17 protein-coding genes are annotated in these 20,034 nt (G+C 71.4%); 11 read left to right on the forward strand and 6 right to left on the reverse strand.

Annotated features, from left to right (window positions below):
* Window positions 1–435 precede the first annotated feature (435 nt).
* On the reverse strand, window positions 436–1,935 hold the full coding sequence (locus ACH4E8_RS09560) for a peptide MFS transporter (protein WP_398445988.1): 1,500 nt from the start codon (window positions 1,933–1,935) through the stop codon (window positions 436–438).
* Between the two features lie 479 nt (window positions 1,936–2,414).
* On the opposite strand from ACH4E8_RS09560, the gene ACH4E8_RS09565 reads away from it, so the two are divergent.
* Both ACH4E8_RS09565 and ACH4E8_RS09570 read left to right on the forward strand, forming a co-directional pair.
* Entirely contained in the window at window positions 2,415–3,092 is a 678-nt protein-coding gene (locus ACH4E8_RS09565) for a response regulator transcription factor (RefSeq protein WP_398445990.1), read from the forward strand.
* Window positions 3,093–3,210: 118 nt separating this feature from the next.
* On the forward strand, window positions 3,211–4,476 hold the full coding sequence (locus ACH4E8_RS09570; protein WP_398445992.1) for an ATP-binding protein: 1,266 nt from the start codon (window positions 3,211–3,213) through the stop codon (window positions 4,474–4,476).
* Between the two features lie 7 nt (window positions 4,477–4,483).
* Here ACH4E8_RS09570 and ACH4E8_RS09575 read toward each other — a convergent pair whose 3' ends face one another.
* Complete coding sequence (locus ACH4E8_RS09575) at window positions 4,484–5,110, reverse strand: GtrA family protein (RefSeq protein ID WP_398445994.1); 627 nt, start codon at window positions 5,108–5,110, stop codon at window positions 4,484–4,486.
* A gap of 240 nt (window positions 5,111–5,350) precedes the next feature.
* Here ACH4E8_RS09575 and ACH4E8_RS09580 point away from each other — a divergent pair, with 240 nt between their 5' ends.
* From ACH4E8_RS09580 to ACH4E8_RS09590, 3 genes are read left to right on the forward strand one after another with little or no spacing between them, the layout of a single operon-like run.
* Complete coding sequence (locus ACH4E8_RS09580; protein ID WP_398445996.1) at window positions 5,351–6,490, forward strand: 5-(carboxyamino)imidazole ribonucleotide synthase; 1,140 nt, start codon at window positions 5,351–5,353, stop codon at window positions 6,488–6,490.
* Window positions 6,487–7,017, forward strand: a complete 531-nt coding sequence (gene purE / locus ACH4E8_RS09585; RefSeq protein ID WP_398445998.1) for a 5-(carboxyamino)imidazole ribonucleotide mutase — start codon at window positions 6,487–6,489, stop codon at window positions 7,015–7,017. The genes ACH4E8_RS09580 and purE overlap by 4 nt, the downstream gene beginning before the upstream one ends.
* Before the next feature lie 22 nt (window positions 7,018–7,039).
* Window positions 7,040–8,263 carry a dipeptidase gene (locus ACH4E8_RS09590; protein WP_398446000.1) on the forward strand — a complete coding sequence of 408 codons (1,224 nt, stop codon included), beginning with the start codon at window positions 7,040–7,042 and terminating at the stop codon, window positions 8,261–8,263.
* A gap of 66 nt (window positions 8,264–8,329) precedes the next feature.
* Here ACH4E8_RS09590 and ACH4E8_RS09595 read toward each other — a convergent pair whose 3' ends face one another.
* Window positions 8,330–8,692, reverse strand: coding sequence for a VOC family protein (locus tag ACH4E8_RS09595; protein WP_398446001.1), 363 nt, complete (start codon window positions 8,690–8,692; stop codon window positions 8,330–8,332).
* Between the two features lie 96 nt (window positions 8,693–8,788).
* On the opposite strand from ACH4E8_RS09595, the gene ACH4E8_RS09600 reads away from it, so the two are divergent.
* Both ACH4E8_RS09600 and ACH4E8_RS09605 read left to right on the forward strand, forming a co-directional pair.
* A complete protein-coding gene (locus tag ACH4E8_RS09600) occupies window positions 8,789–9,313 on the forward strand; it encodes a CGNR zinc finger domain-containing protein (protein WP_398446003.1) in 525 nt (174 codons plus the stop codon).
* Entirely contained in the window at window positions 9,310–9,936 is a 627-nt protein-coding gene (locus ACH4E8_RS09605; RefSeq protein ID WP_398446005.1) for an amino acid transporter, read from the forward strand. Before ACH4E8_RS09600 ends, ACH4E8_RS09605 begins: the two co-directional genes overlap by 4 nt.
* A gap of 679 nt (window positions 9,937–10,615) precedes the next feature.
* Here the strand turns inward: ACH4E8_RS09605 and ACH4E8_RS09610 are convergent.
* On the reverse strand, window positions 10,616–11,950 hold the full coding sequence (locus ACH4E8_RS09610) for a UDP-glucose dehydrogenase family protein (RefSeq protein ID WP_398446007.1): 1,335 nt from the start codon (window positions 11,948–11,950) through the stop codon (window positions 10,616–10,618).
* 248 nt (window positions 11,951–12,198) lie between these two features.
* Between ACH4E8_RS09610 and ACH4E8_RS09615 the strand changes: the two genes are divergently transcribed.
* The 3 genes from ACH4E8_RS09615 to ACH4E8_RS09625 all read left to right on the forward strand — a co-directional run bounded on the left by ACH4E8_RS09615 (window position 12,199) and on the right by ACH4E8_RS09625 (window position 16,029).
* Complete coding sequence (locus tag ACH4E8_RS09615) at window positions 12,199–13,356, forward strand: acyl-CoA dehydrogenase (RefSeq protein ID WP_398446009.1); 1,158 nt, start codon at window positions 12,199–12,201, stop codon at window positions 13,354–13,356.
* Window positions 13,357–13,722: 366 nt separating this feature from the next.
* Entirely contained in the window at window positions 13,723–14,715 is a 993-nt protein-coding gene (locus tag ACH4E8_RS09620) for an FG-GAP repeat domain-containing protein (protein WP_398446011.1), read from the forward strand.
* Window positions 14,716–14,859: 144 nt separating this feature from the next.
* Window positions 14,860–16,029, forward strand: a complete 1,170-nt coding sequence (locus ACH4E8_RS09625; protein WP_398446013.1) for a mannosyltransferase family protein — start codon at window positions 14,860–14,862, stop codon at window positions 16,027–16,029.
* 68 nt (window positions 16,030–16,097) lie between these two features.
* Here ACH4E8_RS09625 and ACH4E8_RS09630 read toward each other — a convergent pair whose 3' ends face one another.
* Complete coding sequence (locus ACH4E8_RS09630; RefSeq protein ID WP_398446015.1) at window positions 16,098–17,390, reverse strand: LCP family protein; 1,293 nt, start codon at window positions 17,388–17,390, stop codon at window positions 16,098–16,100.
* A gap of 496 nt (window positions 17,391–17,886) precedes the next feature.
* Here ACH4E8_RS09630 and ACH4E8_RS09635 point away from each other — a divergent pair, with 496 nt between their 5' ends.
* Window positions 17,887–18,438, forward strand: coding sequence for an acyl-CoA thioesterase (locus tag ACH4E8_RS09635; RefSeq protein WP_398446017.1), 552 nt, complete (start codon window positions 17,887–17,889; stop codon window positions 18,436–18,438).
* Window positions 18,439–18,520: 82 nt separating this feature from the next.
* Here the strand turns inward: ACH4E8_RS09635 and ACH4E8_RS09640 are convergent, their stop codons facing one another.
* Complete coding sequence (locus ACH4E8_RS09640) at window positions 18,521–19,861, reverse strand: LCP family protein (RefSeq protein WP_398446019.1); 1,341 nt, start codon at window positions 19,859–19,861, stop codon at window positions 18,521–18,523.
* Window positions 19,862–20,034: the final 173 nt, after the last annotated feature.

Consider the following 20,034-nt stretch of genomic DNA (forward strand, 5'->3'; position numbering starts at 1 on the left):
CCCTCCGGGACCGCTGCCCCCTGCGACCCGGTGGCGGGCTGCTCGCGCAGTTCCGCCCCCTACGCCCGAAGGGCGTGGTGGTACCCCAAGCGCCCCTGATTCGCTGCCCCCGTCACTCATCTGCGGGTGCAGGCAGAGGTGTTTAGGGGCGCTGGGGGTCCCCCCCCACGCCCCCTGGGCGTAGGGGGCGGAACTGCGCGACCAGCCACGTTCTACCCGCAGACAACAGCGTTCCCGCAGGGCTACGGCGGGTGGGGCTGTTAAAGGGGGTGGAACTGCGCGAGCAACTCACCACGGGACGCGCCCGCAGGGCCACGGCGGGTACGTCAGGGACACCGGGGGCACCCAGCAGCCCGCAGCCCCCCAAGCCCCCCGCACGGGGAAGGGGCGCCCCGTGAAAACGGAGCGCCCCTTCAGGCGAACGAACGCGTCGCGCTAGTGCACGCCGCCCATCATCGCCTTCACCTTGCGGCGGTACATGAAGATGGCCACACCAGCCAGCGCCGCCACCGCGCCCTGGCTCGCGAACCACCCTTGCGTGTCCGTCGGCGCGCCGATCAGCTGGAGCAGGGCGATGACCGAGTCGCCCGCGGTGACCGCGAGGAACCACACGCCCATCATCTGCGCCGCGTACTTCTGCGGCGCCAGCTTCGTCGTCAGCGACAGGCCCACGGGGGAGAGGCACAGCTCGCCGACCGTCTGGATGAAGTACACCGAGACCAGCCACATCGGCGAGACCTTCGCGTCGCCCGCGGCCATGCCCTGGGCGACCATCATCACGCCGAAGGAGACGCCCACGAGCACCAGCGCGCCCGAGAACTTCGTCAGCGTGCTGGGCTCCTTGTTCCGCTTGAACAGCGCGACCCACAGGATGGCGAACAGCGGCGCCAGCGCCATCACGAACAGCGGGTTCAGGGACTGGAACCAGCTCTCGGGGAAGTCGAAGCCGAAGAGCGTCGACTCGGTGTTGTCCTTCGCGAAGAGGGAGAGGACCGAGCCGGTCTGGTCGTAGATGCCCCAGAAGACGGCCGCGGCGACGAAGAACCAGATGTAGCCGGACATCCGGGTCTGCTCCAGCGGAGACAGGTCCTTGTCGCGCTTGATGCGGAACAGGTACCACGCCGGCAGCACCAGGCCCAGGATCGTCAGCGGCCACAGCACCCAGTCGATGCTGAACGCGCCGGCCAGGCCCACGACCGCGTAACCGGCCGCCGCGACGCCCAGCCAGATGAGGCCCTTCTTGACCAGCGAAGACCGCTCGTCCGCCGGCAGCGGGTTCGGGATCTTGGAGGACTCGGGGCTCAGGTGGCGGTAGCCGAAGTAGAAGCAGACCAGGCCGATCGCCATGCCGACGCCGGCCATGGCGAAGCCGAGGTGCCAGTTGACCTTCTGGCCCACCGCGCCGATCGACAGCGGAGCGAGGAAGGCACCCAGGTTGATGCCCATGTAGAAGATCGTGAAGCCGCCGTCGCGCCGCGGGTCGTTCTTGTCCGGGTAGAGCTGGCCGACCATCGTGGAGATGTTGGCCTTCAGCACACCGGAACCGGCCGCGATGAACGCGAGGCCGATGAAGAACGAGAACTCCGCGGGCACCGCCAGCAGGAAGTGACCGGTCATGATCACGGCGCCGGCGATGGCGACGGACTTGCGCGCGCCCCAGACCCGGTCGCCGAGCCAGCCGCCCGGCAGGGCGAGCAGGTACACCATGGCGTTGTAGACGGAGTAGATCGCGACCGCGGTCGCGTCCTTCATGCCGAGTCCACCGTCGGCCACGTTCGTGGCCAGGTAGAGCACGAGCAGGGCCCGCATTCCGTAGAAGCTGTACCGCTCCCACATCTCGGTCATGAACAGATAGGCCAGGCCGCGGGGGTGGCCGAGGAAGGTCTTCTCGCCGCCGGCGGGGCCGGCGGGGGCCTTCGTCAGGCTTGACGCCATGGTCGTTCCTTGCGTTCGGGACGCACCGCTTCGTGTGCGGCTGCTGCGCCCGGTGGGGGGTGACCGGCACCGGCGGGGACGCGACCCACCCCACGCCTGGGGGGCTTCGCTCCGGCGTGGGGGCCGAAGCGGGGGACGTGCCCTCACCGGGATCCACACCCAGGGCGCTTCATTGCGCTCGGGGCCCGGTCCACAGGTCATTCACTGTCGTCGGACCGGTGTCACCGGTCCTCACACGCAAGGAGACCCGTGGGCTGCTGATGCTGCTCCGCAGGCCAGAGGTCTCCGAATGGTGCTACAGGCGTACACGCCACCATACGACACGACACCTTGTCATTAGGAAGGATTTGAGACATGGATCACAGGAGGAAGTGGAACATGATCCCTGATTCGAAGGCTGGAGCCAGGATCGCACCTATGACCCACAGGTGCTGTGCAGGCCGCCCCTTTCCGTACCTCTTGCGGACTACCATCAGCCCATGACGCGTGTACTGCTCGCAGAGGACGACGCATCCATCTCTGAGCCCCTGGCCCGCGCGCTGCGCCGGGAGGGGTACGAGGTCGAGGTGCGCGAGGACGGTCCGGCCGCGCTGGACGCGGGGCTCGCGGGCGGCGTGGACCTGGTCGTGCTCGACCTCGGCCTGCCCGGCATGGACGGCCTGGAGGTCGCCCGTCGACTCCGGGCCGAGGGCCACACCGTGCCCGTCCTGGTGCTGACCGCGCGCGCCGACGAGGTCGACACCGTCGTCGGCCTCGACGCCGGCGCCGACGACTACGTCACCAAGCCCTTCCGCCTCGCCGAGCTGCTGGCCCGGGTCCGGGCGCTGCTGCGGCGCGGCGCCACCGAGCCGTCGGCCGCGCCCGCGACGCACGGCGTGCGGATCGACGTGGAGTCCCACCGCGCGTGGATGGGGGAGGAGGAGCTCCAGCTCACGGCGAAGGAGTTCGACCTGCTCCGGGTGCTGGTGCGGGACGCCGGCCGGGTGGTCACCCGCGACCAGCTCATGCGCGAGGTCTGGGACACCACCTGGTGGTCCTCCACGAAGACCCTCGACATGCACATCTCCTGGCTGCGCAAGAAGCTCGGCGACGACGCGGCGAACCCGCGCTACATCGCCACGGTCCGCGGCGTCGGCTTCCGCTTCGAGAAGAACTGAGGCGCCGCTCCCGACGCATAGGGTCGGGTGTGCATCCGTGCGAACGCGCGAACGCCAGCGCGCACCCGCGTGAGCCCGGACGCACGTCCATGCGAAGCCGGAACGGCCCGGAGGCCCCATGCGTCGGCGACTGATCAACTCGACCCTGGCGGTCGTCCTCGTCGTCATCGCCGTCTTCGGGGTCTCCCTCGTCCTCGTCGAGACCCGGACCATCGCCGAGACCGCCCAGCAGTCCGTGGACGCCGAGGCCGTCCAGCTCGTCAGCTACCTCGACGGCAAGCTGATCGCGGACCAGCCGGTGACCGCCGAGGTGGTCGAGGAGCAGATCGGGACGCAGCGGTACGCGTCGGTCCAGGTCCCGGGCCAGCCGCCGTTCGAGGTGGGGAAGAAGCCGTCGGGGCGGGTGATCAGCAAGACGGAGGTCGGCGAGCGCGGCGAGGTCGTCACCGTCGAGGAGTCGTACTTCGAGGTGTACCGGGAGGTCGGCCGCACGCTCGCGATCACCGGGGGCGTCGCGCTGCTCGCCGTCATCGCCGCGGTCGTGCTCGCCGTACGGCAGGCCAACCGGCTGGCCTCCCCCCTCACCGACCTCGCCGAGACCGCGGAGCGACTGGGCTCCGGCGACCCCAGGCCGCGGCACAAGCGGTACGGGGTGCCGGAGCTGGACCGGGTCGCGGACGTGCTGGACGCCAGCGCCGAGCGGATCGCCCGGATGCTCACGGCCGAGCGACGGCTCGCCGCGGACGCCTCGCACCAGCTCCGCACCCCGCTGACCGCGCTGTCGATGCGGCTGGAGGAGATCTCCGCCACCGACGACCCGGAGACGGTGAAGGAGGAGGCGAACATCGCGCTCACGCAGGTGGAGCGGTTGACGGACGTGGTGCAACGGCTGCTCACCAACGCCCGGGACCCCCGGACCGGCTCCGCCATCGTCTTCGACCTCGACGAGGTGGTGAAGCAGCAGATCGAGGAGTGGCGCCCGGCCTACCGCAGCGCGGGCCGCGCCGTGGTCCGCTCCGGCAAGCAGGGGATGTGCGCGGTCGGCACGCCGGGCGCGGTCGCGCAGGTGCTGGCCGCCCTGATCGAGAACTCGCTGATGCACGGCGGCGGCACGGTCGCCATCCGGACCCGGGTGGTCGGCAACCAGGCGGTGATAGAGGTGACGGACGAGGGCCCGGGCGTCCCCGCGGACCTCGGCGCCCGGATCTTCGAGCGGGCGATCAGCGGGCGGAACTCCACCGGGATCGGCCTCGCGGTCGCCCGTGACCTCGCGGAGGCGGACGGCGGGCGCCTGGAACTGCTCCAACTGCACCCGCCGGTCTTCGCGCTCTTCCTGAGCCGGGTGGCGCACAAGCGCAAGGACGAGCCGCCCACCGTCCGCTGAGCAGGCCCTAGTGGCGCGGGGCCAGTTCGTGGTCCGCGGGCGGGCGGACCGGGTCCAACAGCGACTCGGCGACCGGCCGCACGGGCTCCCGCGCCACGGACGCCGCCGCGGGGGAGGCGGGCGCGGACGACGGCGCTGACGACGAAGGAGCCGCCGGCGCCGGCGGCTCGGGCTCGGGAGCGGGGGAGCCCCCGGGATCGCTCACGTGCCGGAAGACCCAGGTGCGGAACGACCAGAACCGGAACAGCGTCGCGACGCCGATGCCGGCGAACTTGAAGAAGTTGCTCTGGAGCGGACTGTCCCAGTCGAAGCCGTACGTCGCGGTGTACAGGACGCCGTTCTCGATGACCAGGCCGATGACGCTGAAGAACAGGAAGAGCGAGAGCTCCTTCGTGCGCCCGCCCTTGTCGCGGTCACGGTACGTGAAGTACCGGAACCCCAGGTAGTTGAACCCGGTGGCCACGATCGTCGCGATGATGGACGCCCGGACCACCGGGATCTCGGTCGTCGCCCGGACGAGGTTGAAGACCCCGAGGTTGACGAGGACCCCCGCGCCCCCGACCGCCCCGTACTTCGCGACTTCGTGCATGAGCTGTTTGAGCTGTCCGCGCAACGCTGCGCCTCGTTCACTCATAGTGAGAGTTCAGTCCCGTCTCGTTGACAGCGTCATTTCAATCATGCTAACCAGCGCCCGCCCCGCTCGCCCGGGGGCACCGCCGACAACGTAGCCGGGCCGTGGGCCGCGCATGTGCGGAAGGAACGGAAAGAGACGACAAGGCGGCTAAGAATATCGATCACGCTCCGGAGCGCGGTCCGTGCGCACCCCGCTGGACGCACCTCCGGCGCCCGGGGTTGCGACGGATACCCTGTGAGGGTGACGTTCCCGGTAGTCGGCATGGTCGGTGGCGGTCAGCTCGCCCGTATGACCCACGAGGCGGGCATCCCCCTCGGCATCCGTTTCAAGCTCCTCAGTGACACCCCGCAGGACTCCGCGGCCCAGGTGGTCGGTGACGTCGTCGTCGGCGACCACCGCGATCTGGCCACCCTGCGCGAGTTCGCCCGCGGCTGCGACGTGATCACCTTCGATCACGAGCACGTCCCGGTCGAGCACCTGCGCGCCCTGGAGGCGGACGGCATCCCCGTCCGCCCCGGGCCCGACGCGCTGGTGCACGCCCAGGACAAGGGCGTGATGCGCGCCCGGCTGAACGAACTGGGCGTGCCCTGCCCCCGCAACCGCATCGTCGCCGACCCGGCCGATGTCGCCGCGTTCGCCGCGGAGGGCGACGGCTTCCCCGTCGTCCTCAAGACCGTGCGCGGCGGTTACGACGGCAAGGGCGTGTGGGTGGTGCGCTCGACGCAGGAGGCCGCGGAGCCGTTCCGCGCCGGCGTCCCCGTACTCGCCGAGGAGAAGGTGGACTTCACCCGCGAGCTGGCGGCGAACGTGGTGCGCTCCCCGCACGGCCAGGCCGTCGCCTACCCCGTCGTGGAGTCCCGCCAGGTCGACGGCGTCTGCGACACGGTGATCGCGCCCGCGCCCGACCTGGCCGAGGCGCTCGCCGGCGAGGCGCAGCGGCTCGCCCTGCGGATCGCCGCCGAACTGGGCGTGGTGGGCCACCTCGCGGTCGAGCTGTTCGAGACCGCCGACGGCCGCATCCTCGTCAACGAACTCGCCATGCGCCCCCACAACTCCGGCCACTGGACCCAGGACGGCGCGGTCACCTCCCAGTTCGCCAACCACGTGCGGGCCGTGCTCGACCTCCCCCTTGGCGATCCCCGCCCCCGCGCGCCGTGGACCGTGATGTGCAATGTGCTGGGCGGCGACTACCCGGACATGTACGCGGCGTACCTGCACTGCATGGCCCGCGACCCGCAGCTCAAGATCCACATGTACGGCAAGGACGTGAAGCCCGGCCGGAAGGTGGGGCACGTCAACACCTACGGGGACGACCTCCCGGACGCCCTCGAACGGGCCCGCCACGCCGCCGACTACCTCAGAGGAACGATCACCGAATGAGCAGCACCACCCCGCTTGTTGGCATTGTGATGGGCTCCGACTCGGACTGGCCGGTGATGGAGGCCGCGGCCCAGGCCCTCGCCGAGTTCGAGGTGCCGTACGAGGTCGACGTGGTCTCCGCGCACCGGATGCCGCACGAGATGATCGCGTACGGCGAGAACGCCGACTCCCGGGGGCTGAAGGTGATCGTCGCGGGCGCCGGCGGCGCCGCCCACCTGCCGGGCATGCTGGCCTCCGTCACCCCGCTGCCGGTCATCGGGGTCCCCGTGCCGCTGAAGTACCTCGACGGAATGGACTCGCTGCTGTCCATCGTCCAGATGCCCGCCGGCGTGCCGGTGGCCACCGTCTCCGTCGCCGGCGCCCGCAACGCCGGGCTGCTGGCCGCCCGCATCCTCGGCGCCCACGACCCCGAACTGCTCGCCCGGATGCGCGACTTCCAGGCCGAGCTGAACGACCAGGCCACCGAGAAGGGCAAGCGCCTGCGGGCCAAGGTCGAAGGCTCGCCCGCGTTCGGCTTCGGCAAGTAACTCCCGGGGGAAGTGAGCAGTCATGGAACATTCCTCCACCACGGACGACGGACAGGGCCGGGACGACCGGCTGGCCAGGGCGCGGGAGATCCTCGCCGCCCACCCCGTCGTCGACGGCCACAACGACCTCCCCTGGGCGCTGCGCGCCAACGTGCGCTACGACCTGGACCGGCTCGACGTCGCCACCGATCTGACCGGCCGGCTGCACACCGACATCCCCCGGCTGCGCGCGGGCGGCGTCGGGGCGCAGTTCTGGTCGGTGTACGTCCCCTCCGACCTGGCCGGCGACGGCGCGGTGACCGCGACGCTGGAGCAGATCGACGTCGTACGCCGACTCCTTGAGCGCTATCCGGCCGACCTGGCGCCCGCCCTGACCGCGGACGACATGGAGGCGGCACGGGCGCAGGGCCGCATCGCGTCCCTGATGGGCGCCGAGGGCGGGCACTCGATCGACAACTCGCTGGGCACCCTGCGGTCGCTGGCCGCGCTCGGGGTCCGGTACATGACCCTCACCCACAACGACAACAACGACTGGGCGGACTCGGCGACCGACGAGCCGCGGGCCGGCGGGCTGACCGCCTTCGGCCGCGAGGTCGTGCGCGAGATGAACCGCTGCGGGATGCTCGTCGACCTCTCGCACGTGGCGGCGGAGACGATGCGGGACGCGCTGGACGCCTCCGCCGCGCCGGTCGTCTTCTCGCACTCGTCGGCGCGGGCCGTCTGCGACCACCCGCGCAACGTCCCGGACGACGTCCTGGAGCGGCTGGCCGACAACGGCGGCGTTGCGATGGCGACGTTCGTGCCGAAGTTCGTCCTCCAGGCCGCGGTGGACTGGACCGTCGCTGCGGACGAGAACCTGCGCGCGCACGGCTTCCACCACCTGGACACCACCCCCGCGGCGATGGAACTGCACGCCGCCTTCGAGCAGGCGCATCCGCGGCCGATCGCCACGGTGGCCACCGTGGCGGACCACCTCGACCACATGCGCGAGGTCGCCGGCGTGGACCACGTCGGCATCGGCGGCGACTACGACGGGACGGCCTTCACACCGGCCGGCCTCGACGACGTCGCCGGCTACCCGAACCTGATCGCCGAGCTGCTCGACCGCAACTGGTCCGAGGCCGACATCGCCAAGCTGACCTGGCAGAACGCGGTCCGGGTGATGCGGGACGCGGAGGCGGTGGCGCGGGAGGAGCAGTCGCGGCGGGCGCCGTCGAACGCGACGATCGAGGAGCTGGACGGGTAGGTCGCGCGCGAGCTGAGCAAAGAGGGAGGGGGTGCCGTGCGCACCCCCTCCCTCCTTTTCTGTTCCTCAGTCCTTGCAGAGGCAGAAGGGGTGCCCCACCGGGTCCGCGTACACCCGCCAGCTGCGGGACGGGTCCCCGGCGTCGAGCACCCGCGCCCCCAGCGCCAGCACCTGCTGCTCCGCGGCGTCCAGGTCCGGCACCGACAGATCGAGGTGGAACTGCTGGGAGTCGTCCGGCGCGGGCCAGTTCGGCGGTACGAAGCCGGGCGCGCCCTGGAAGGCGAGGTCGGTGCCCGACGGCAGCGTCAGATGCGCCCAGTCGTGCTCCTCCCGCTTCAGCTCGCCGCCCACGAGCTGCTGGTAGAAGCGGCCGAGTGCGTCCGGGTCGGGACAGTCGAGTACGACGGTGCTCAGCGTGGCGATGGCCATGGCTCTCCTCATGCAGGAACGTGCCTGTTACCGGTATAGCGGCTTCTTCCAGTAACCGTTACTGCATGCTCCCGCATCAGGGGTAACGTCGCAACCATGAACGAGAGGCACCCCGCGCCAGGCGGCCTCGCACTGATCGAGTCCCTGGTGAACACGGTCGACCTGGCGTCCGGGGTGGACCTCCTGGACACCGAGGACGGGCGTGCCCCCTTCGGCGTCACCGCGGCCGAGCTGCCCGCGGTGCGCGAGCTGCGCGAGGCCCTGCGCGCGGCGTGCCTCGCGCACGCCGGCCACGCCCTCCCCGACGGGCCCGCCCCGTCCGCCCTCGGCCCCCTGCTCGCCCGGGCGCCGCTGCTGGTCGACGTCGCCGACGACGGCACGGCCGCGCTGGCGCCCGCCGACGCCGCCTCCCTCCACGCGCGCGTCGCCGCGGCGATCGCGACGGCGGTGGCGGACGGCACCTGGCACCGGCTGAAGGGCTGCGAGGCCGAGGACTGCCGCTGGGCGTACTACGACCGCAGCCCCGCGGGCCGCCGGCGCTGGTGCTCGATGTCCGTCTGCGGCGCGCGCGCGAAGATGCGGGCGTACCGGGCCCGCGGCGGGGGCAGGGCTCCCGAATGACCGCCCGTACGGAAACGCCCTTCGGCCCCTGGGAGCCCGCCGAGCCCGCGGAGGTGGCCGCGCTCTTCGCCCCCGCGGCGGCTGCGCGGCGCGCACCGTGGTGGATCGCCGGCGGCCACGCGGTGGAGCACGCCGTCGGACGCGCCTTCCGCGCCCACGCCGACGTCGACGTCCTCCTCCTCCGCCGCGACCAGCACCTCGCTCAGGAAGCCCTGCCCGACTGGGAGTGGTGGGCGGCGGACCCTCCTGGCAGCCTGCGGCCCTGGGCCCGCGGGGAGTTCCTGGCCCCCGGCGTCCACGACGTCTGGTGCCGGCCGGGGGCGGGGGAGCCGTGGCGGATCCAGCTCATGCTGGACGAGGCGGAGGGGGACGAATGGGTCTCGCGTCGCTGCGAGCGGGTGCGCCGCCCGATCGCCTCCCTCACCGCGCCCCGGGGCCGGGACGGCGTCCCCTACCTCGCGCCCGAGGTCCAGCTCTTCTACAAGGCGAAGTCCCCCCGCCCCAAGGACGAACAGGACTTCGCAGCGGCGGCCCCCCTGCTCACCGCCCCCCAACGCACCTGGCTCCGCACCGCCCTGACCGCCGCCTACGGCCCCACCCCCTGGCACCCCGCGCTCACCTAGCCCCCCGGGAATGCTGCGGCCCGCACCCCGACGGCGGGTTGCTCACACATGCCCCGCGCCCCCTGCAAGCCCACTCGCCGTGGCCCTGCGGGCGCAATCCCTTCTGCGGCCCGGTGGCGGGCTGTTCGCGCAGTTCCCCGCGCCCCTAAATACCCCTCCGTAGCCCCGCAGGTACATCGGTCACCGCGGCCCGATGGAGCTTGTTCGCGAAGTTCCGCCCCCTATGCCCAGAGGGCATGGGGGACCCCAGCGCCCCTGGTGCCACGCCCCGAAGCTCTGATGGGTGCGGGGCCTGTGGTCACGTACTGCACCCGCAGTCAGTCACGCAGGTGAGCTACCTCAGGGGCGCTGGGGTCCCCCCCCATGTAGGGGGCGGAACTGCACGGGTATCCCACCACCGCCCCGCGGTGAGTAGGGTTCCGGGCAGGGCTACGGAGGTGTATTTAGGGGCGCGGGGAACTGCGCGGGTAACCCGCCACCGGGCCGCAGAGGCCAACGCTCCCGCAGGGCTACGGCGGGAGTGTCAGGGGCGCTGGGGGTCCCCCACGCCCTCTGGGCATAGGGGGCGGAACTGCGCGAACAGCCCACCACCGGGCCGCAGAGCCAACGCACCCCGCAGGGGAACTGCGGACTTCCACGGAGCGACCCGCAGGCGCGGGCGGCCAGCAGAAGCGCGGGGTTACGCCGACGGCCGCCCCATCGCGCGGTACTGCCACCCCGCCTCCCGCCACCGCGCCCCGTCCAGCGCATTGCGGCCGTCGAGGACGATGCGCTCCACCGCCGCCTCCCCCAACACCCGCGGGTCCAGCTCGCGGAACTCGCGCCACTCCGTCAGGTGGAGCACCACGTGCGCCCCCCGCACCGCCGCGAGCGCGGAGTCCGCGTAGCCGAGGGTGGGGAAGATGGTCCGCGCGTTCGCCATGCCCTTGGGGTCGTACACCGTCACCTGGCCGCCCTGGAGGTGGATCTGGCCCGCCACGTTCAGCGCGGGCGAGTCCCGTACGTCGTCCGAGTCCGGCTTGAACGTCGCGCCCAGCACCGCGACCCGCTTCCCGAGGAAGGACCCGCCGACCGCTTCCCGCGCCAGCTCCACCATGTGTCCGCGGCGCCGCATGTTGATGGAGTCGACCTCGCGCAGGAAGGTGAGCGCCTGGTCCGCGCCCAGTTCGCCGGCGCGGGCCATGAACGCCCGGATGTCCTTCGGCAGGCAGCCGCCGCCGAAGCCGATCCCCGCGCGCAGGAACTTCGACCCGATGCGGTCGTCGTGCCCGATCGCCTCCGCCAGCTTCACCACGTCGCCGCCGGCCGCCTCGCACACCTCGGCCATCGCGTTGATGAAGGAGATCTTCGTGGCCAGGAAGGAGTTCGCGGAGGTCTTCACCAGCTCCGCCGTGGGGAAGTCGGTCACCACGAACGGCGACCCCTCGCCCACCGGCGTCGCGTACACCTCGCGCAGCAGCTTCTCCGCCCGCTCGCTCGCCACGCCGACCACGATCCGGTCCGGGTGGAGCGTGTCCTGGACGGCGAAGCCCTCCCGCAGGAACTCGGGGTTCCAGGCCAGCTCGACGTCGCCGGGCGCCAGCTCGCGCAACACCCCGGCCAGCCGTTCCGCGCTGCCGACCGGCACGGTCGACTTGCCGACGACCAGCGCCGACGCCGTCAGGTGCGGGGCGAGGGAGGCGAACGCCGCGTCGACGTAGCTCATGTCGCAGGCGTACTCGCCGTGCTTCTGCGGGGTGTTCACGCAGACGAAGTGGACGTCGCCGAAGGCCCCGACCTCCTCCCAGGAGGTGGTGAAGCGCAGCCGCCCGCTGGAGCCCTCGACCCCGGCGACGTGCCGGGCGAGCAGTTCTTCGAGCCCGGGCTCGTACATCGGCACCCGCCCGGCCGACAGCATCTCGATCTTCTCGGGCACGACGTCGAGCCCCAGCACCTCGAAGCCCAGCTCGGCCATGGCCGCGGCGTGCGTGGCGCCGAGGTAGCCGGTGCCGATCACGGTGATCTTGAGGGCCATCCGTACTCCTAAGACGTACTGCTGAGATGTGCTGCAAGGACCGCACGGGCCGCAGGGCCGCAGGGCCGCAGGGCCCGTGCGCCCGACGGGCGGAACGCGCCCGAGCATAGTCGCGCCCCGACCGCCGCCGACCGAGCGCTCCCCGGTGCGGTCTTGCGGCTGTCGCGCAGGTCACGTATGCCGGAGCGGGACAGCCCGTCTAAAATTAGTTACTTAACGGTAATTAGCAGCTTGGGGAGTGAGTGACCGTGGCCGGATCGGCTGACTTCGACCTGTACCGCCCGTCCGAGGAGCACGACATGCTCCGTGAGACCGTCCGCTCCCTGGCCGAGGCGAAGATCGCTCCCTTCGCCGCCGAGGTGGACGAGCAGGCCCGCTTCCCCCAGGAGGCGCTGGACGCCCTGGTCGCCAACGACCTGCACGCCGTCCACGTGCCCGAGACCTACGGCGGCGCCGGCGCCGACGCGCTCGCCACCGTGATCGTGATCGAGGAGGTCTCCCGGGTCTGCGTCTCCTCCTCCCTCATCCCGGCCGTGAACAAGCTGGGCTCGCTGCCGGTCATGCTCTCCGGCTCGGAGGAGCTGAAGGCCCGCTACCTGGCGCCGCTCGCCAAGGGCGACGCGATGTTCTCGTACTGCCTGTCCGAGCCGGACGCCGGCTCCGACGCGGCGGGCATGAAGACCCGCGCGGTGCGCGACGGCGACCACTGGGTGCTCAACGGCGTCAAGCGCTGGATCACCAACGCCGGCGTCTCCGAGTTCTACACCGTGATGGCCGTCACCGACCCCGAGAAGCGCTCCAAGGGCATCTCCGCCTTCGTCGTCGAGAAGTCCGACGAGGGCGTCTCCTTCGGCGCCCCCGAGAAGAAACTCGGCATCAAGGGCTCGCCGACCCGCGAGGTGTACCTGGACAACGTCCGCATCCCCGCGGACCGCATGATCGGCGCCGAGGGCACCGGCTTCGCCACCGCGATGAAGACCCTCGACCACACCCGCATCACCATCGCCGCCCAGGCCCTGGGCGTCGCGCAGGGCGCCCTCGACTACGCCAAGGGGTACGTCCAGGAGCGCAAGCAGTTCGGCAAGCCGATCGGCGACTTCCAGGGCGTGCAGTTCATGCTCGCCGACATGGCGATGAAGCTGGAGGCGGCACGTCAGCTCACGTACTCCGCCGCGGCCAAGTCCGAGCGGGTCGACTCCGACCTCACCTTCTTCGGCGCCGCGGCCAAGTGCTTCGCCTCCGACGTGGCCATGGAGGTCACCACGGACGCCGTGCAGCTCCTCGGCGGCTACGGCTACACCCGTGACTACCCGCTGGAGCGCATGATGCGCGACGCGAAGATCACCCAGATCTACGAGGGCACGAACCAGGTCCAGCGCATCGTCATGGCGCGCAACCTCCCGTAGCCCCCACCCCTCCCGCGAAGAGCACCGTGCAGCGAGCCCCGGCCGACCGGTCGGGGCTCGCTCGCGTCCTGACGGTTCGTCATCGATCATGGGTGTGGAGGAGCCGTGAAGGGCGTCCGATGGTCCGATGTGCCGGGGAATCGCCGGTCGTCGGGGTAATCACGCAATAAATTCGGATACTCGGGCGAAGAATCCGTGTAGCATCTGTGGCACATAAGGCGGGGGGAACACGCTTTAGTTTCAGTTGGCACGCGCCCGTACGCATTCGCGAAGGCCGCTGCCATGTAGGGATGCCCCTCTTCTTAACCACTCTTCTCAGCAGGAGCGCGCTCTTTCGCGCCCGCTGACGTAGCACAGGAGATGTGAGTGACATCCATTTCTCAGAAGGTCCGCAAGGCCCTTCCCGCGGCGCTCGCCGCGACGATGCTCGGTAGCGCCGTCCTGGCGGCCGCCCCGGCCCAGGCCGCCGGCACCACCCCGAGCACCACGACCAACGTTCCGGTCGACGTGCGCAAGCTCGCCGAGGACGTTCGGGAGCAGAAGAAGACCGCCATCACCCAGGGGAAGCTCGACAAGGTCGGCGGCCGTTCGGTCGGCGCCAAGTCGCACTTCCTGGAGGGTTCCTGGAACGGCGACTCGAAGGCCGACCTGCTGGCCACCAAGCCGAACGGCGACGCGTTCGTCTACTACTCGAAGGGCACCAGCTTCGAGAAGGCCAAGTTCTGGGACAACGTGCCGGACGTCAACGTCCTCAAGCAGGTCGGTGACCTCGACGACGACGGTTACATCGACCTCCTGTACCGCACGACCGACGGTTACATCTTCACGGACGCCCTGCACCCCGACAACGCCGAATGGTTCAGCAGCGGCTGGGGCGGCTTCAAGAACCTGAACGTCCCCGGTGACGTCACCGGCGACGGCAAGGCCGACCTGGTCGCCAACGACACCGCCGGCAACTTCTACATGTGGCGCGGCAACGGCAACGGCACCTTCGGCGCCCGCAACCTCATCGGCTCCGGCTGGGGCAAGTACACCACCATCGGCCGCGGCGACTACAGCGGCGACAAGAAGCCCGACCTGCTCGCCCGCGACGGCGTCGGCAACCTGTGGATGTACAAGGGCACCGGCCGCTCCGAGCTGCCCTTCAAGTCCCGCGTGCTGGTCGGTTCCGGCTGGAACTTCACCGCGTACGTCTCCACCGGCGACATGACCGGCGACAGCATCTCGGACTTCCTGGTCCGCGACAGCAAGGGCACGCTGTACGTCTACCCGGGCCGCGGTTCCGAGACCGTTCCGTTCAAGACCTCGCAGCGCGTCACCATCGGTGGCGGTTGGAACGCCTTCAGCCACTTCGGCTGATCGTCGGCCGCGAGGCCGACAAGCAGACAACGGGAGTGCGAGAAGGACGGCCCCCGGGGTACCCACCCCGGGGGCCGTCCCGCGTCCGGACCCGGGGCACGGATACTGGACGGGCCCCGACGACGAAACGACCTGGACGCTGGCGTGACACTCACCAACCCGGCCACCCCGGACGCGGCGGACCGCCCCCGCCAGGCCCACCCGGCCGACCGGCTGCGCGCCGCCGCCCCCGCCCTGCTCACCTACGCCGCGATCCGCGCCCTCGGGCTCCTGGTCCTCGCCGGCTGGGCGCACCTGGCGGACCGCAGCGCCCGCCAGCTCCTGTCCCAGCGCTGGGACTCCCTCTGGTACGTCCGCGTCGTCGAGCACGGCTACGACTTCACCCTCACCGCCCCCGACGGCCGCGTCCTGTCGAACATGGCCTTCTTCCCGCTGCTGCCGTGGCTGGAGGAGGGCGTCTCCACGCTCACCCTGCTCGGACCCGCCGACGCCGGCCTCGCCGTCAGCGCCGTCGCCTCGCTCGCCGCCGCCTGGGGCGTCTTCCAGGTCGTGGAGCTGGTGTACGGGAGACGGGCCGGGCTGTTCGCGGTCGCGCTGTGGGCGGCGCTGCCCGTCGGCATCGTCCAGTCCATGGCGTACAGCGAGTCCCTGTTCGTCGCCCTCGCCGCCTGGGCGCTGTACGCGACCCTGCGCGGGAACTGGATCGCCGCGGGGCTGCTCGCCGCGCTCGCCGGGCTGACCCGGCCGGTCGGCCTCGCGGTCGCCGCGGCGGTGTGGGTCGGCGCGCTGCTCGCCCTCCGCACGGGAACGGCTGCCGGGCCCAGGTGGCGGCTGGTGCTCGGCGTGGTGCTCGCCCCGCTCGGGGCGGCCGGATACGTCCTGTGGGTGGGCGTCCGCACCGGCAGCCCCTTCTTCGGCTACCTCGACGTGCAGGGCGCCTGGGGCAACGGCTTCGACGGCGGCCTCGCCTTCGTCCGCTTCATCGGCGACCTGGTCGTCAGCACGCCGGCCGCGGGCCTCGCGCTCGCCGCGGGCGTCCTGGTGGTGCCCTGGCTCTACTGGCGCGGCGTGCGCCAGGGGCAGCCGGCGCCCCTCCTCACGTACTGCGGCATCGTCGTCGCGCTCGCGCTGTGCTCGTCCGGCTACTTCGGCTCCAAGCCGCGGCTGCTGATGCCGGCGTTCCCGCTGCTCCTGCCGCTCGCGCTGGCGCTGGCCCGGGCGAAGGCACGGCTGGCGTGGACGGTGATCGCCGTCGCCGCGGCGGGCGCGGCGGTGTACGGCGCGTTCTGGCTGCACGGCTCGGGCCCGCCGTGACGACGCCGCCGGCACCCGCGAGGGAACCGGCGGCGCTCGACGCCGTCACTTCTCGGTGACTCCCGGCGTCACTTCTCGGTGACGGTGACCTTCTGGTCCTTCTGGATCTGCTCCACGAGGTCCTGCACCTTCGCCCGGTCCCAGGTCAGGTTGCCGCCGCGGGTGCCGGAGATGGGCATGTTCATCGAGGTGCCGTCGCCGCCCGTGACGCCCTTCATCGCGAAGAACATCTGCCCCAGGTCCCACAGCGACATGTCCTTGTCCACGATCAGCGTGTCCAGGCCGGCGCCCATCGTCGGGTACAGCTTGAAGGGGTTCAGGATCGTGCTCGGCGTCGCGGTCTGGCTGGCCAGTGCCGCGAGGAACTTCTGCTGGTTCTTGGTGCGCGCCAGGTCCGCCTCGGCGAAGGCGTACCGGGTCCGTACGAACGCCAGCGCCTGCTCGCCGTCGAGCGTCTGCTTGCCCGCCTCGAAGTCCGCGCCGGACTTCTTGTCCTTGAACCCCTTCGGGATGTCCATCTCGACGCCGCCGATCGCGTCCACGATGCTCGCGAAGCCGGCGAAGCCGATCTCGGCGTAGTGGTCGATCCGCAGCCCGGTGTTGTGCTCGACGGTGCGCACCAGCAGCTCGGGGCCGTCCTCCGCGTACGCCGCGTTCAGCTTCGTCCGACGGCCCTGGGCGGGGAAGAGCTTGCCGGACTCGGAGCCCTTGTACGACGGTATCTCCACGTCCGAGTCGCGCGGCAGGGAGACCATCACCGGGCCGCTGGAGCAGTCGGCGAGGATCATCATCGAGTCCGTGCGCTTGCCGTCGGCGGAGCCGGTGTGCAGCTTCTTCTTCTCCTCGGCGGACATGCCCTCGCGGCTGTCGGAGCCGACGATCAGATACGTGGTGCAGTCGCCCTCCTTCGGCCGCTCGATGACCTTCGAGAGGTCGACCTCGCGGCGGACCTTGGAGTCCGCCCAGAAGTACGTGCCGATGGTGACGGCGACGAAGGTGACCACCAGCACCAGCGCGCCGATCTTTATCCGCCGGCGCCAGTTCGGCGGCTGCCGGTAGGGCGGGGGCCCCGGGGGGGTGGAGGGCGGCGCGGGCGGGTTGCCGTAGCCGTCGTGCCCCTGGCCGTGCCCGTACCCCTGGCCCTGCGGATGCCCCGCGTCCTGGCCGCGCTGGTTGGACGGCGTCCCGTAGACCTGGCCCGTGTTGTACCCGCTGTCGTAGGGGGCGGGCGAGCCGTGGTCGTCGTACCCCTGCGACTGCTGGTGCGGGACCGGAGGGCGCTGCACGTGGCGCATCGCGCGGGCGCCTTCGGGTTCGGAACCCTGGCTGCCGCGTCCGTATCCATCGGGCCATTCGTTCATGCGACAAGTGTGCCGGCTCACAATCGCGGTGGGACAGGGCGGGTGGGGAATCGGGGCGTCCCCGTAGCGAACCTGATGCATTTGCGCTCCGCTCCGGGCTGGTTGCGGTCTGTTGCGGGTTTCCGCCTGTGGTGCACGGTTTGTACGGGTCCGTGGTGCCGCGAGCGGCGTGCGGTGCCGCGTGTGACGTGCGGTTCGCGGGGGCGCGCTGTTTCGCCTGCGGCGTGCGGGTTTGTACGGGGCCCAGCGCCCCTAAACCCTGCGTCCCGCAGGTAGGCGACGGGGGCAGCGAATCAGGGGCGCTGGGGGTCTCCCCACGCCCTCTGGGCGTAGGGGGCGGAACTGCGCGACAAGCCACAGACGGGCCGCAGTCGCACAACGACAGGTCGTGGGGTTTCTCGGGCGCGGGCCAGACGCAGGCGCAGGTCGCGAGTGGGGCGCGGGTGCGGGGAACGTCACCCGTAGAGGGGGCCTACGCCCGCTTAGGGTGGAGGACATGACAGACCAGGTCCAGCCATCGGAAACGTCGGCGATCCCGACGAAGCCGACCTCCGCCTCCCGCACCACCCTCAGCCACATCATGACCGGCAGCGACACCAACCTCCTCGGCACGGTGCACGGCGGTGTGATCATGAAGTTGGTGGACGACGCCGCGGGCGCGGTCGCCGGGCGCCACTCCGGCGGGCCCGCAGTCACCGCCTCCATGGACGAGATGGTGTTCCTGGAGCCGGTCCGGGTGGGCGACCTGGTCCATGTGAAGGCGCAGGTCAACTGGACCGGCCGATCCTCCATGGAGGTCGGCGTGCGGGTGCTGGCCGAGCGGTGGAACGAGTCCACCCCGGCGCAGCAGGTCGGCTCCGCCTACCTCGTCTTCGCCGCGGTGGACGCGGACGGCCGTCCCCGGCCCGTACCGCAGGTCGCCCCGGAGACCGAGCGCGACAAGCGGCGCTACCAGGAGGCGCAGATCCGCCGTACGCACCGGCTCGCCCGCCGCCAGGCGATCAGGGAGCTACGGGAGCGCCGCGCGGCCGAGGGCATCGACGACTGAGGCGACGGAGGCAACAGCGGCGGCGGAGGCAGCCGAGGCGGCTGAGACGACGGGGCTTACGGGCCCGGAAGGCGCCCCCGCCTCACGGACACACCACCTCGTCCCCGGTCACCGTGCCGAACTCGCCCTGGAAGGCGTCCTCCGCCCGCACCGGCACCACCCCTGCGTAGTCCTCGCCCGCCGTCACCTTCAGCGTCGGCCCCTGCCCCTTCACCGGCCGCATCTCGCAGCCCTTCAGCGCCGTCGACAGGCTCCGCGCCGAGCGGTCCCACCGCGGGTCGTACGAGATGAAGGTGCGCGGCACGGCGGTGTCGGTGCCGTTGCGCGGCGCCCGGGTGGTGGCGAAGCCCGTACTGCGCAGGTCCGCGTCGACCCGCCGCCCCAGCCCCTCCGTGGCCGTGCCGTTGAGCACCTGCACCCGGATCTGCTGCGGGGAGACCTCGACGAGCTTCTTCTTCTGCGCCGACTTGGTGCGCCCGCCCGCCAGCGGCCGGTCCTCGCGGATCATCCGGAACAGCCGCTCCGACTTCTCCGGGTCCCACTTCAGCGCCGAGCCCAGCCCCTGCACCTGGCCCATGGGGGTGACGGGTACGGAGGTGAACTCCGACGACGACGGCGAGAAGCCGCGCATCGCCCGCCCGAGCGCCAGCATCTCGTCCGTGCCGAACTTCTCGTCCGCGCGCACCGAGCTGACCATGGTCGTCGCGACCTCCCGGAACCGCACCGGGTTCAGCAGCACCCCGCTGCTGGTCACCTGCTTGATCAGGGCCGCGATGAAGCGCTGCTGGCGCTGCATGCGCCCCAGGTCGGAGCCGGCGTCGACGTGCCGGGAGCGCACGTACTGGAGCGCCTGGCCGCCGTTGAAGCGGTGCGTGCCGGCCGCCAGGTCGAGGCCGGTGTACTTGTCCTTCATCGGGCTGGTGGTGCACACCTCCACCCCGCCGACCGCGTCCACGGTCTTCATGAAGCTGGTGAAGTCGACCTCCAGGTAGTGGTCGATCTTCACCTTGGTCATCTGCTCCACGGTCCGCACGGTCAGCGCGGGGCCGCCCTCCGCGTACGCCGCGTTCAACTTCACCGGGTGCGGCTCGTGCGACCGGCCGCTGTTCTGGTCGGTGTGCGCGGGCAGCTCCGCGTAGCTGTCCCGCGGCAGGCTCACCACGCTCGCCCGGTCCCGGTCGCGGGAGAGGTGCACCAGCATCATCGTGTCGGTGCAGTTGCAGGGCGCGCCGCCGAGGCGGTACTTCTCCTTCTCCTCCTTGGTGATCTTCTCGCGGCCGTCGGTGCCGACGACCAGGATGTTCATGCCGCCGCCGCTGACCGGGCGGTTTTTTATGTCCCGGAACGGATCGACCCGGGTGATGCCGCTGTCCAGCCCCGTCATCAGCGCGTGGCCGATCGCACCGGCGCCCAGCACCGCCATCGAGAGCGCGGTCGCCGCCCGCAGGCCCCAGCGCGGTCGCCCTCTCCCCGGCGGTGCTGGGCGTCTGCTCCCGGTCCTCGCCGGGGGGCCTGGGGGGCGCGGCCGGGGACGGGGGGAGCGGGCCGGCGTGGGCACGAGGGGGACACCTCCGCGGGGTGCGTACGGGGAACGGT

The sequence above is a fragment of the Streptomyces sp. NPDC017979 genome, assembly GCF_044328175.1.
Lineage (GTDB): Bacteria > Actinomycetota > Actinomycetes > Streptomycetales > Streptomycetaceae > Streptomyces.

Excerpts from the sequence above, each read along its gene's own strand:
- ACH4E8_RS09560 (WP_398445988.1), bottom strand. The coding sequence starts at position 1,935 with ATGGCGTCAAGCCTGACGAAGGCCCCCGCCGGCCCCGCCGGCGGCGAG.
- ACH4E8_RS09565 (WP_398445990.1), top strand. The coding sequence starts at position 2,415 with ATGACGCGTGTACTGCTCGCAGAGGACGACGCATCCATCTCTGAGCCC.
- ACH4E8_RS09570 (WP_398445992.1), top strand. The coding sequence starts at position 3,211 with ATGCGTCGGCGACTGATCAACTCGACCCTGGCGGTCGTCCTCGTCGTC.
- ACH4E8_RS09575 (WP_398445994.1), bottom strand. The coding sequence starts at position 5,110 with ATGAGTGAACGAGGCGCAGCGTTGCGCGGACAGCTCAAACAGCTCATG.
- purE (WP_398445998.1), top strand. The coding sequence starts at position 6,487 with ATGAGCAGCACCACCCCGCTTGTTGGCATTGTGATGGGCTCCGACTCG.
- ACH4E8_RS09590 (WP_398446000.1), top strand. The coding sequence starts at position 7,040 with ATGGAACATTCCTCCACCACGGACGACGGACAGGGCCGGGACGACCGG.
- ACH4E8_RS09595 (WP_398446001.1), bottom strand. The coding sequence starts at position 8,692 with ATGGCCATCGCCACGCTGAGCACCGTCGTACTCGACTGTCCCGACCCG.
- ACH4E8_RS09600 (WP_398446003.1), top strand. The coding sequence starts at position 8,789 with ATGAACGAGAGGCACCCCGCGCCAGGCGGCCTCGCACTGATCGAGTCC.
- ACH4E8_RS09605 (WP_398446005.1), top strand. The coding sequence starts at position 9,310 with ATGACCGCCCGTACGGAAACGCCCTTCGGCCCCTGGGAGCCCGCCGAG.
- ACH4E8_RS09610 (WP_398446007.1), bottom strand. The coding sequence starts at position 11,950 with ATGGCCCTCAAGATCACCGTGATCGGCACCGGCTACCTCGGCGCCACG.
- ACH4E8_RS09630 (WP_398446015.1), bottom strand. The coding sequence starts at position 17,390 with ATGAACGAATGGCCCGATGGATACGGACGCGGCAGCCAGGGTTCCGAA.
- ACH4E8_RS09635 (WP_398446017.1), top strand. The coding sequence starts at position 17,887 with ATGACAGACCAGGTCCAGCCATCGGAAACGTCGGCGATCCCGACGAAG.
- ACH4E8_RS09640 (WP_398446019.1), bottom strand. The coding sequence starts at position 19,861 with ATGGCGGTGCTGGGCGCCGGTGCGATCGGCCACGCGCTGATGACGGGG.